The 12378-nt window shown below is 37.4% G+C and carries 10 protein-coding genes; 2 read left to right on the top strand and 8 right to left on the bottom strand.

What is annotated here, in order from left to right:
- Positions 1-54: 54 nt before the first annotated feature.
- From murA to C8N37_RS02470, 4 genes are all read right to left on the bottom strand, one after another.
- Entirely contained in the window at positions 55-1380 is a 1326-nt protein-coding gene (gene murA / locus C8N37_RS02485; protein ID WP_108157394.1) for a UDP-N-acetylglucosamine 1-carboxyvinyltransferase, read from the bottom strand.
- Positions 1381-1496: 116 nt separating this feature from the next.
- Positions 1497-2309, bottom strand: coding sequence for a DUF4290 domain-containing protein (locus tag C8N37_RS02480; RefSeq protein WP_108157393.1), 813 nt, complete (start codon positions 2307-2309; stop codon positions 1497-1499).
- A gap of 52 nt (positions 2310-2361) precedes the next feature.
- Positions 2362-4638 (bottom strand): ATP-dependent helicase, encoded by a 2277-nt coding sequence (locus C8N37_RS02475; protein ID WP_108157392.1) that lies wholly within the window; start codon positions 4636-4638, stop codon positions 2362-2364.
- A gap of 342 nt (positions 4639-4980) precedes the next feature.
- Positions 4981-5694: a class I SAM-dependent methyltransferase gene (locus C8N37_RS02470; RefSeq protein ID WP_108157391.1), complete on the bottom strand. Its 714-nt coding sequence runs from the start codon at positions 5692-5694 to the stop codon at positions 4981-4983.
- Between the two features lie 91 nt (positions 5695-5785).
- Between C8N37_RS02470 and C8N37_RS02465 the strand changes: the two genes are divergently transcribed.
- Positions 5786-6661, top strand: a complete 876-nt coding sequence (locus C8N37_RS02465; protein ID WP_108157390.1) for a LysR family transcriptional regulator — start codon at positions 5786-5788, stop codon at positions 6659-6661.
- A gap of 61 nt (positions 6662-6722) precedes the next feature.
- Here C8N37_RS02465 and C8N37_RS02460 read toward each other — a convergent pair whose 3' ends face one another.
- The 4 genes from C8N37_RS02460 to proS form a co-directional block, all read right to left on the bottom strand.
- The gene (locus C8N37_RS02460; protein ID WP_108157389.1) at positions 6723-7499 is read right to left on the bottom strand and encodes a TIGR02757 family protein; all 777 of its coding nucleotides are present in this window, start codon (positions 7497-7499) and stop codon (positions 6723-6725) included.
- Positions 7500-7581: 82 nt separating this feature from the next.
- On the bottom strand, positions 7582-8727 hold the full coding sequence (locus tag C8N37_RS02455) for a cystathionine gamma-synthase (protein ID WP_108157388.1): 1146 nt from the start codon (positions 8725-8727) through the stop codon (positions 7582-7584).
- A 39-nt stretch (positions 8728-8766) separates the two neighbouring features.
- A complete protein-coding gene (locus C8N37_RS02450) occupies positions 8767-9552 on the bottom strand; it encodes an NAD-dependent epimerase/dehydratase family protein (protein WP_108157387.1) in 786 nt (261 codons plus the stop codon).
- A gap of 18 nt (positions 9553-9570) precedes the next feature.
- Positions 9571-11043: a proline--tRNA ligase gene (gene proS / locus C8N37_RS02445; protein ID WP_108157386.1), complete on the bottom strand. Its 1473-nt coding sequence runs from the start codon at positions 11041-11043 to the stop codon at positions 9571-9573.
- Positions 11044-11220: 177 nt separating this feature from the next.
- Here proS and C8N37_RS02440 point away from each other — a divergent pair, with 177 nt between their 5' ends.
- Entirely contained in the window at positions 11221-12348 is a 1128-nt protein-coding gene (locus C8N37_RS02440; RefSeq protein WP_108157385.1) for a hypothetical protein, read from the top strand.
- The last annotated feature ends 30 nt before the right edge of the window (positions 12349-12378 follow it).

The following is a 12378-nucleotide window of genomic DNA, read 5'->3' as shown; positions in this document are numbered from 1 at the left end:
GAAATAAAATCTACCTTTGTAGTATACAAAATTAAATTATGACAATACCATGTTTTAATGTCCTTTTGGAGTTGCCTCTACACGTCGAATATCAGCCCCTAGTTTTTTCAAGCGTTCTTCAATATGTTGATAACCACGTTCTATTTGTTCGATATTATGAATTGTAGAAGTGCCTTTAGCTGATAAAGCGGCAATTAATAAGGATACTCCTGCACGTATATCTGGAGAAGTCATCTCAATACCTCGCAAAGGATACATTTTATTCAAACCAATCACAGTAGCACGATGTGGATCACAAAGAATAATTTGAGCGCCCATATCGATTAATTTATCAACAAAGAAAAGGCGGCTTTCAAACATTTTTTGATGAACCAAAACATTTCCTTTTGCTTGCGTAGCCACAACCAACACAATACTTAATAAATCAGGTGTAAATCCTGGCCAAGGAGAATCGGATATCGTTAAAATTGATCCATCAATAAAAGTATCAATTTCATATGAATCTTGAGTTGGAATAAAAAGATCATCACCTCTTAGTTCCATTTTAATTCCTAATCGTTGAAAAACAGTAGGAATAATCCCTAATTCCTTATAACAAACATCTTTGATGGTAATCTCAGAGCCTGTCATAGCTGCCAGTCCAATGAAAGAGCCAATCTCAATCATATCCGGCAACATCCGGTGTGTGGTACCTCCTAAGCGCTCTACTCCTTCTATGGTAAGCAAGTTTGAACCGATACCTGAGATCTTAGCTCCCATGCGATTCAACATTTTACATAACTGTTGTAGATATGGCTCACATGCAGCATTATAGATTTCAGTCGTTCCTTTTGCCAATACAGCTGCCATCACAATGTTGGCAGTACCGGTCACTGACGCTTCATCTAATAAAATATATGCACCTTTTAGTTGAGAAGCATCAACATTGAAGAAATGATTTTCCGCATCGTAGATAAACTTAGCTCCCAACTTTTCAAATCCCAAAAAGTGCGTATCCAAACGTCGGCGACCGATTTTATCACCTCCTGGTTTCGGAATAGCAGCCTTTCCAAAACGAGCTAATAAAGGTCCAACGATCATGATAGATCCGCGTAAACTACCCCCTTTTTCTTTAAACTCGTTGGATTGGAAATAATCGATATTAATATTTTTTGCTTCAAAAACATAAGTATCCTCATCAATACGATTAACACTTACCCCTAAAGCTTTCAAAAGATCAATTAATTTATTAACGTCTTTAATATCGGGAACATTACTGATTGTCACGGGCTCTTCCGTCAACAATACTGCAGACAAAATTTGTAATGCTTCATTCTTTGCTCCCTGAGGAATAATCTCTCCTTTTAATGGCTTCCCGCCATTGATTTCAAATGCATTCATTCGTACACCTATATCTTTTTATATTTTCTTTTACGTTATCTATAAGAAAAAAAGCAATTGAAAAGAAATATAAATCACTTCACAATTGCCTTATATAATACCCAAGGTATTAACAATTATCCTCTTTTATAGCCGCTGTTACTGTTACTACTGCTGTTGCTATTATTATTATTTTGATAAGGGCGTCTATTGTTGTTATTACTGCTTCCGCCACCAGAGTTGCTACGCTTTTGGAACGAATTTGTGCCAGAAGGTCTTCTATTGTTTGAGTTGTTGTTATTACTACCGCGACTGTGATTATTATTAGAATGACCTGAATTGTTATTCGTTGTCTGAGTAGGGTTATTTCCTTTTACACGATTGCCTGGAGGCGCGCTTTTAAAATCTAGTTTTGTTAAGACCGTACCTTCAGGCAATTGCAAAACTTTACTTGATAATTCGGATAAATCTTGAATAATAAATTCATCTGCGACCGCATCTTTATTCCAAGTTGTATAAGCCATCTTCATAAAGTTGGCAATGGAAAGAGCCATTTTTTGACGCTTTTCCTCATCTGTGATCGAAATAGCCTTATTAATCATCTTCTCCACAGTAAAACCGTAATGTTTGTACTTAATATTATGCTGTGGATAGGTTAACAATTCCGGTTCATGTTTTACCAATTCTGGAGTTGCTGTAGGATAAGGTGAATCTACATCGATTTTAAAGTCAGAAATAATTTGTAAGTGATCCCACAATTTATGCTTAAAATCTGCCACATCGCGTAAATGAGGATTTAAAACCCCCATCATGTCAATGACAACTTGAGCATACTTATTTCTTTCCTCTTTTGTCGGTAAATCACAAATATAGTTTACCATATTTTGCACATTCCTACCGTATTCAGCTAGGATTAGCTTCGGTCTTGTGCTGTTGTAGTCAAAGTTCATATAGTGAATTTCAGTACCAATACAACGTTGTATTTGATACTTTGGTATTAAATTATTGAATAATTCTCAGTTTTGCAAATTTAAGCAACAATTGTTTCTGTCCCAAGTCTTTAAAGAAAATAGTTGCTTTTACTTCTCCCTTTGATCCTTCCAGGTTCACAACCTTTCCAAATCCAAATCTTTCATGCTCCACTTCCATGCCAACTTGTAAATTATTGGTATCAGACGGAGTAAAACCAGCGGAAGGTGTATGCGCTTTGGGTAATATCGAGGTAGTTTTAAAAGGTTTCGGCTTAGGTTTCGAAAAACTATCCGTCTCTTTTTGCTGCCAAGCAATACGCTCACCTTGAAAACCTCCAGATTCTGCAGAAGAACTTTGTCTTGGTTTAAAATCTAAATCCAAACAAGCTGGATTCAGTTCATCCAAGAATCTACTTGGTTCACAGTTATTCAGTGTTCCCCAACGATATCTAGAAGTTGCGTACGAAAGTAATAATTTTTTTTCAGCTCTGGTAACTGCAACGTAAAATAATCTTCGCTCCTCTTCCAATTCTGTCCTCGAATTTAACGCTAATTGTGATGGAAATAAATTTTCTTCCAGTCCTACGATGAATACAACTGGAAATTCCAACCCTTTTGAAGAGTGTATAGTCATCATCGAAACCGTGTCTGCATTGGGATCTTTGTCATTATCATCATTAGTCAACAAAGCAATATCTTGCATATAGACATCTAAACCACGTTCCTCGATATCTTCACGCTCAGAGAACTCTTTAATACCATTGAGCAATTCTTGGATATGTTCGTAACGAGTCAATCCTTCTACAGATTTATCTTCGTACAATTCCTTTAATATACCCGAATGCTGCGCAATGTGCATCGCGGTATCAAAAGCGCTATTGGTCTTTGCTAATGCCTGAAAACTCAATATCATTTGACCAAAACCACCTACAGATGCCGCACTGCGACCATCCATAAACATCTGAGCATTGGCTACAATGTCCCAAAGACGATATTGATGTTGATCCGCTGCAATAACAATCTTCTCTACTGTGGTATCGCCTATACCACGACGTGGGTAATTAATCACTCGTTTTAACGCCTCCTCATCATTTGGATTAAAGGTCAACCTAAAGTAAGCAATTAGATCCTTAATTTCTTTCCTTTGATAGAATGAAGTACCACCGTATATTTTATAAGGAATATTAATTTTTCGTAAGGCTTCCTCCATCGCTCTAGATTGGGCATTTGTACGATATAGAATAGCGAAGTCTTTATAGTTTAAAGATTTTAAAGCCTTTTCCTGTGAAATCAATTCTGCGACAATTTTCCCTTCCTCATTATCTGAAAATGCACGAGAGACCTTAATTTTCTCCCCTTCTTCATTATCCGAAAAGACATTCTTCTCCAATTGATTTTGATTGTTAGCAATGACCGAATTAGCTGCATTCACAATCGTTTGAGTCGACCGATAATTTTGTTCTAATTTGAATACTTGAACAGTTGGATAATCTTTTTGGAAATTCAGGATATTCTGAATATTTGCTCCACGAAACGCATAAATACTTTGTGCATCATCGCCCACCACACAAATATTTTCATTGACAGCAGCTAAACGTTTAACGATTAAATACTGTGAAAAGTTTGTATCCTGATACTCATCGACCATCAAGTATTTGAACTGATGCTGATATTTATGCAGTACTTCTGGGTGCTTATTAAGCAGTACGTTGGTCTTAAATAACAGATCATCAAAATCCATCGCACCTGCACGATAACAACGCTGTGCATACGTCATATAGATTTCTCCCAATTGTCCTCGCCCGTTGGAAATATCTTCAGCTTTAAGAGCTTCATTTTTATTGTACTCTTGTGGTGAGATCAGGTTATTTTTAGCCTGCGAAATACGTCCATATACTTGATTGACATTATAGAGTTTATCGTCCAGGTTCATTTCTTTTAAAATGGACCTCAATAAGCTTTTCGTATCATCGGTATCGTAAATTGTAAAATTACGTGGGTATCCGATTAACTCCGCTTCAACACGTAAAATCTTTGCAAATACAGAGTGAAATGTACCCATCCATATGTTTTTGGCTTCAGCACCAACAACAGACATAATACGATTACGCATTTCTTTAGCTGCCTTATTCGTAAAGGTCAATACTAATATATGGAAAGGATCTACTCCTTTTTGTATTAAATGTGCGACACGGTAAGTAATGACACGCGTTTTTCCTGATCCAGCTCCAGCAACAATCATTACTGGACCGTCAGTTTGTTCTACAGCTCCTCTTTGAGAAGGGTTCAATCCTGCTAAAAAATCCAAAGCTTTCTCCTAATATTATATGTTATCTAAAATAGCTTATAAAAGTACGAAAATCATTTGGCGGATAGGGAGTGATCATCTACAAATATTATTTTTTTAATGAAAGAGTCTCTTATTTATGAATATATAAAATACTGCTTCATATCAAAAAGACACCAAATTAGATATTAATTTAGGTTTACTTTAGATATAAATTAGAGTTAGTAGGGGGTTAATAGGGGTATACCCCTATTAACCCCCTACTAACCCACTATAAACCCCCTATTATATCCCTATTATTAGTGAACTTGCTATTAATCAAATCCGAAGTTGACATGGAAACTGTGGAAGCAAAATCGACAGTTATTTAAAAGCCACAAAAGAGGCAAAATTTAATTTTTTGTGAAGCACGTCTACGAAATTAAACCCCACTGTTTTCAATAAATTTAGCTGATAGGTCAGACTACGTGGTGTGTCTTCGTGTTCAATATAATTGAACACGTGATCGCGGTAGGATTCGTCTTTCAAATTCGTCAGATAGGCTCCGTAATGCTGATGATAAATTAAATGCTGAATAGCTTCATGATCCTGTATTACCAAATCAAAAATCCACAGACTCCCGCCCTTTTTCAACAACCGATATAATTTTTCAAACGCTTGTTCCCAATCTTGATCATCACGCAGATGATGCAATACCGCCGTAGCTATAATCACGTCATAACTATTTTCTTTTAGCGCCACTGTTCTAAAATCACCTTTTATTATTTCAACTTTGCCTGATGTCAATCCTTGTAGGCGTTCATAGGCCTTATCGAGCATCGGTTGACTTAAATCAACCAGCGTACAATCAAAATTTGAAACTTGATGTGCTAATTTGACTGGATAATTTCCGGCACCACAACCAATATCTAGCACCTGCTTTAAATCGGGATATACAGCAGCGATACCATCCGTGATCAGCTCCATATTAAAAAGCGCATCTAAAGTCGTCTGCTGACCGGTGTCAAGATTTGAAAAACGACTTACATCCTTATCAAAACGCTCTTCAATCTCCTTTAATGTTGATTTTTCTGTCATATCATTGTTTTTTAACTTTTTCAAATCTAAAGCATTGATTAATACTTTAAAAATACTATTTTAGGCAATTATTAATACCTTTCAAGTATCGATGGAATTAAGACATTTACATTATTTTAAAGCAGTAGCGACCACGTTACATTTTGGACGAGCAGCAGAACAATTGCACATCTCTCAACCTCCGCTTACCCGCCAAATTAAAGATTTGGAGAAAGAGTTGGGCGTGATTTTATTTTATCGTAATAACAAGCGTGTAGAGCTGACTAATGCTGGTCGCTATTTTTTAAAGGAATGTGATCAATTGATGCAGCAGCTGGAGAAAGCTAAATTGATGGCCAAGCAGCTACATCAAGCAATATCGGGCGATTTTAGATTGGGATACATCAGCTCTACCCCGAAAAAGATGTTGGCACACATCCTCAAAAAGATAAAAGCAGAGTTTCCATATTTGCATGTATATCTTTATGAGATTTCTTCTCAAAAGCAAAAAATAGCATTAGAAAACGGCAAGTTGGACTTAGGGATCTTACGTGCGCCAATATTCACGACCGATCTTCAGGTTCATTCTTTATTCAAAGATTCGTTCTGTCTAGCAACTCCAAAAGATTGGACAAAAGATATCAGTGCGATTACATTGATGCAAGAAGACTTTATCTCCTATAATGCCAGCTATGCGGACGACTATCACAATCAAATTATAGCTTGTGCCAATAGAATTGGTTTTCATCCACAGATTGTCCACGAATGTAATACCATGCATTCCATATTGGAATTAGTAGCAAATGGCTTGGGCATCGCATTTGTTCCAACATCGGTCTCTAAACAGGACACCGAGCTGACCTTAAACTTCCATAGTCTAAAGGAGCAGGAGATTCAAACGGAAGTCATACTAGCCTATGATCAAAAAAGCCAGCATCCCGTTTTACAACAATTTATAACCTTGATTAAAGCCTACTATACTGCATAAATAGTTTATCAAATAGCTATAAAATAAAGGTCAGATTTCCATTCGTGTGCTGATCTTTATTTTATAATTCTCGCTCTACGCCTAAACCAAACAAAGCAAAATCATATTTAACAGGATCAAGGGGATCCAATTTTCTTAAATTGGCAGTCAACTCCAGTGCTGTTTTCCAATTTACTTTATCTAAGGTAATCAATCCGAATTTTCGTGCTACACGTTCTACATGAAGATCACAGGGACAAATGAGATCTTTTTGATTCAGCCGCTTCCAAATTCCAAAATCTACTCCTTTATCATCGTCTCGTACCATCCAACGCAGAAACATATTGATCCTTTTTACAGTTGATTTTTGAATAGGCGAACTGATATGCTTTCTTGTTCTTAATGGATAATCGGGGAGCGAGAAAAAATAGTTTTTAAACTCATCTAATGATTTTTCAAGAATAATCTCATCAGCATGTTCCTGACCAACTAAGAATGCATCTTCCAAAGATGTAAAATGGTTATAATGATAGCGGAAAAACTGAATAAAATACAAAAGATCGGTATCATTAAAAGTACGATGCTTAAATCCGAGCACTTGCTTGAGATCAATTTCTTGATGATTCATGATAAAATCATGTGGACTTCCATCCATGCGCTCAATCAGCTCTGTGCATTTATTAATAATCGTTTTACGCTGCCCCCATGCTAATATAGCTGCTATAAATCCCATAATTTCAATATCTTCTTGCTTTTGAAAACGATGGGGAATACAGATGGGATCATGAGTTATAAAATTGGGTTGATTATATTCTTCAACTTTTTTATCTAGAAAATCCTTAATATTAAAATCTGCCATTTACACTAAAATAAAAACCACCAGTTTCTTCTAATAAAGAATATCAGAAGAAACTGATGGTCATAACCTTTTTAATCTATAATTATACTAAAGCTTGTTCCAGATCTTCGATCAAGTCATCAGCATCTTCTATTCCTACAGAGATACGGATCAGATTGTCCACCACACCAACTTTTTCCCGTGTTTCTTTTGGAATTGATCCATGTGTCATCGTTGCTGGATGATTGATCAAAGACTCTACGCCTCCTAAAGATTCAGCGAGGGTGAATACTTTAAATTGTGAAGCGATACGGAAAGTTTCCTTTAGATCGGCACCTTTTAATACAATAGATATCATACCACCAAAATCACGCATTTGTTTTTTAGCAATATCATGTCCAGGATGATCTTCGAAACCTGGCCAGTAAATTTTCTCAATTTTAGGATGGCTTTTTAAGTACTCCGCGACTTTACGTCCATTGGCACAATGTGCTTCCATACGCAGATGTAAAGTCTTGATACCACGAAGTGCTAAAAAAGAATCCTGAGGACCAGGAGTTCCACCTACAGCGTTATAATAAAAGAACAATTGTTTATATAAGTCTTCATCATTCATGACTAATGCTCCCATAACCACATCCGAGTGACCATTGATATACTTTGTTGCCGAATGCATGACGATATCAGCCCCCATATCCAAAGGGTTTTGTAAATATGGAGAGGCAAAGGTATTATCGACAACATAAAGCACCTTCTTCTCTTTAGCAACTTGACCTATTGCTTGTACATCTGCAATCTTCAATGTTGGATTGGTTGGTGTTTCTACCCAGATTAATTTAGTCTTATCCGAGATTGCTGATCGGACTGCATCAACGTCTGAGGTATTGACAAATTTGAAAGTTATACCATAAGCTTCGTATACTTTGGTAAAGATTCGGTAAGAACCGCCATATAAATCGTCACCTGTCACGACTTCATCTCCTGGTTTCAATAAACGCAACACGCAATCTGTAGCTGCCATACCGCTTGAAAAAGCTAAGCCGTACTGACCATTTTCTAAAGCAGCTAAACAATCTTCCAATGCTTTACGTGTTGGGTTTGTTCCTCTCGAATATTCATATCCCTTGTGTTCGCCAGGAGATGCTTGTTGATAGGTAGAGGTTTGATATATTGGAGTCATCACCGCACCCGTTGTTGGATCCGATTGTTGACCAGCATGAATTGCTTTCGTTGCAAATTTATATGCCATATTTTTTACTATTTATGTTAATTCTGAAAAGTAAATTTATTAAAAATCTAACGGAGATTTGTATTTAAAAGTATAATTCAAGTCATTTTGCAGACGCGCTGATCGTACAATTTTTTGGAATGATGCGCTATCATTGAAAGCGCTGGGCAAATCAAAGCCATAATTTTTTGCAGATGCTTCAATGACATCTTTTTTTGAGGGATGAAGCGGGCATACCACATTATATATCGCATAGGTTAAGGGGGTCACAAACCCCAAACTGATAATCCTAGCAACATCTTCTAAATGGATAAAGTTAGCGAGCTGCCCTCCTGTTGTACAGATCTTATTTGCAAAATACTTAGCAAATATGCGATTTAGACCAAACAAGCCTCCTAAACGGAAAACATGTGTTCTTGGAAATTGACCAATGGCTTTTTCTGCTAACAATAATTTTTCCTGCAGCTCATTTTCTGCAAAAGTATCTTCCATAATTTCTTTGGACACATCGGGATATATTCCGGTAGAACTTAAGTATATAATTTTTTTATAAGTTAGCGTCGATAACGATTGAGCTACATGGAAAAACCGATGAGTTAATTGTTCGATTGTTGATTTACTTGATGCCGGAATACTCACTAAAATATAATCAAAGTCAATTGGCAGATCATCAGGAAGTGTAGCAGATTTGTCAAAATTGTGTGTAAATACAAAAATACCATCGGAGCGTAACCGATGGTATTTTTCATCTGTAGTCGTTGATGCCCAGACCTCATGTCCTTCGTTCAACCACAACTTAGCAACAAACTCTCCTACCCATCCACATCCTAATATAAGATAACGCATGAGAAAGTGATTTATAGATTAATATGCTTTCGCAAATAAAACTCTTTTTGTTGATGGCTTACCTGTGAAAATACAGATACCGGCTTCTTCTTTGGCATCCAAAGGAATACAGCGGATGGTAGCTTTCGTTTCTTCTTTAACAAGTTTCTCCGTTTCTACTGTTCCGTCCCAATGACAGGAAATAAAACCAGCTTTGGTTTCTAATACTGCTTTAAATTCATCATATGAATTTACTTCTGTAATATGAGAATCTCTATAATCTAATGCTTTCTTAAAAATGTTTTCTTGAATTTCATTCAATAATCGCTCAATTCTGTCACCTAAACCAGCTTGTTCAACAGTTTCTTTTATTTGTGTATCACGTCTTGCTAATTCAACCGTTCCATTTTGCATATCACGGGCTCCGATGGCCACGCGCAATGGCACACCTTTCAGCTCCCACTCTGCAAATTTGAATCCTGGTCTTTGCGTATCGCGGTCATCATATTTCACAGAAATATTTTTACTTTTTAATTCTGTAGACAGGGCATCGATAAACGTATCGATCGCTTGTTTTTCTTCTGCAGTTTTAAAAATTGGAACGACTACGACTTGAATTGGTGCTAACATGGGTGGCAATACCAAACCTTGATCATCCGAGTGTGCCATAACCAAAGCTCCCATTAAACGCGTAGAAACACCCCAAGATGTTGCCCACACATGCTCAAGTTTACCTTCTCTAGAAGTAAATTTAACATCAAAGGCTTTTGCAAAGTTTTGACCTAGAAAATGTGAAGTACCAGCTTGCAAAGCTTTACCATCCTGCATCAATGCTTCGATACAATACGTATCGATTGCTCCTGCAAAACGTTCATTTTCTGTTTTACGACCGCGAATAACAGGTACACCTAAATAGTTCTCGACGAAGTCACCATATACGTGAAGCATTTTTTCTGTTTCTTCAATTGCTTCTTCTTGTGTGGCATGCGCTGTATGACCTTCTTGCCATAGAAATTCTGTCGTACGTAAAAACAGTCTTGTACGCATTTCCCAACGTACGACGTTGGCCCATTGGTTCACTAAGATCGGAAGATCACGATAAGATTCGATCCACCCGCGGTAAGTATTCCAAATAATCGTTTCTGAAGTTGGCCTAACGATTAGTTCTTCTTCTAATTTAGCATCTTCATCTACAATAATATTTCCATGACCATCGTTTTTTAAACGGTAATGTGTGACGACTGCACATTCAGTTGCAAAACCTTCAACATGTGAAGCCTCTTTCGAAAAAAATGACTTAGGGATGAACAAAGGAAAATAAGCATTACTGTGGCCAGTATCTTTAAATTTTTTATCCAAAACGGCTTGCATACGCTCCCAAATAGCGTATCCATATGGTTTAATTACCATACATCCTCTTACTGCAGCGTATTCTGCCAAGTCAGCCTTGATCACAAGGTCATTATACCATTGTGAATAGTCTTCTTCACGACTTGTTATACCTTTACCCATATTATTTATTTCAAAAATTATTGTAACATTGTGATTAAGAATTCCGTCTAATAAGCGGATGTCAGTTTTAAAAAGAAATATTTATTTATTTTTGAAAAACGATTAAACCCTTATCAGAAATCTGGGTCTAAGATAGTAAATTAGACTGTATTGTCGAACATAACGACTTAGTATATTATGAAAAAAAATAGTTTTTTACTCGGCGCTATTGTGATTTCAGGAGCCCTAACATTAGGTTCTTGTACTACTAGCAGACAAATCACGCATACTGATGATGTCTATAATAATAATGCCCAGGCTAGACAAGCTTACCAAAGTCCTGACTATTACTATACGGATGAAAGTGAAGTGAATCAAGGCCAAGATAATGGATATTATAGTGATGATTATTCTGATCAAGAATATGAAGAAGGAAGATATGAGGATTTGGAATATGCAAATCGAATCAATCGCTTTTACTATTCTTCTCCAGGTATGACCTACTTTGACCCTTTCTTTGATCCATGGTATGGTATGGGCATGGGTTACGGAGGTTGGTATGGTCCATCTTTTGGATTTGGCTATGGCGGCGGTTGGTCGATCGGACTAGGTTTTGGCTTTGGTCATGGATGGGGATATAACCCATGGTATTCAGGATGGGGATACGGTGGCGGCTACTGGGGTGGCGGATTTGGCGGCTATTGGGGCGGCGGATACGGCAATTACTGGGGTGGTGGATATGGTGCTCCTTATTGGGGGAACCACAGATCTCGTCAGTTAGCGTCCCGTAGCGTTTATCGCGACAATTATAATACACGTTCTGGTTCTAGCGGACGATATAGCGATGCTGGCAGAACATCAGGACGCACACGCTCCAATACCGTTGTATCTAGAGATGCAAACGGCAGAATCAATACAGTTGGTAGAACACGTTCATCTGCTTCAAGCAATAATCCGAATGATACAAGAACAGGCAGAACACGTATCGGATCTAGCAATACGAACCGAGGTGACTACTACAACAATGGTGTTGGCAGAACACGCTCAACTCGGACAGATAATTATAACAATACAAATGGCGGTGTAAGCAGAACCCGATCAACAAGTACAAATAGAACACAATCTAACACACCTACAAGAAGTACAAGTAGAGATACTTACCAAGAGTCAAGAACACGTAGTAGCGAACCAGTTCGTTCATCACAACCAACAATGAGAACACAATCCAGTGGTGGTTTTAATAGCGGCGGTGGTGCAACACGCTCATCTGGTGGCGGCGGCGGTGGCGGCGCAACTCGTAGCAGTGGCGGAGGCCGTACAAGATAATACGATAAATAAAAGGAGTGATTGAGTCAA

Origin of the sequence: Sphingobacterium faecium, from assembly GCF_003054045.1 — a bacterium.
GTDB classification, from domain to species: Bacteria; Bacteroidota; Bacteroidia; order Sphingobacteriales; family Sphingobacteriaceae; genus Sphingobacterium; species Sphingobacterium faecium.
This window is presented reverse-complemented; position numbering and strand designations above follow the sequence as displayed.

Excerpts from the sequence above, each read along its gene's own strand:
- proS (WP_108157386.1), bottom strand. The coding sequence starts at position 11,043 with ATGGGTAAAGGTATAACAAGTCGTGAAGAAGACTATTCACAATGGTAT.
- C8N37_RS02470 (WP_108157391.1), bottom strand. The coding sequence starts at position 5,694 with ATGACAGAAAAATCAACATTAAAGGAGATTGAAGAGCGTTTTGATAAG.
- murA (WP_108157394.1), bottom strand. The coding sequence starts at position 1,380 with ATGAATGCATTTGAAATCAATGGCGGGAAGCCATTAAAAGGAGAGATT.
- C8N37_RS02455 (WP_108157388.1), bottom strand. The coding sequence starts at position 8,727 with ATGGCATATAAATTTGCAACGAAAGCAATTCATGCTGGTCAACAATCG.
- C8N37_RS02450 (WP_108157387.1), bottom strand. The coding sequence starts at position 9,552 with ATGCGTTATCTTATATTAGGATGTGGATGGGTAGGAGAGTTTGTTGCT.
- C8N37_RS02460 (WP_108157389.1), bottom strand. The coding sequence starts at position 7,499 with ATGGCAGATTTTAATATTAAGGATTTTCTAGATAAAAAAGTTGAAGAA.
- C8N37_RS02465 (WP_108157390.1), top strand. The coding sequence starts at position 5,786 with ATGGAATTAAGACATTTACATTATTTTAAAGCAGTAGCGACCACGTTA.
- C8N37_RS02480 (WP_108157393.1), bottom strand. The coding sequence starts at position 2,309 with ATGAACTTTGACTACAACAGCACAAGACCGAAGCTAATCCTAGCTGAA.
- C8N37_RS02440 (WP_108157385.1), top strand. The coding sequence starts at position 11,221 with ATGAAAAAAAATAGTTTTTTACTCGGCGCTATTGTGATTTCAGGAGCC.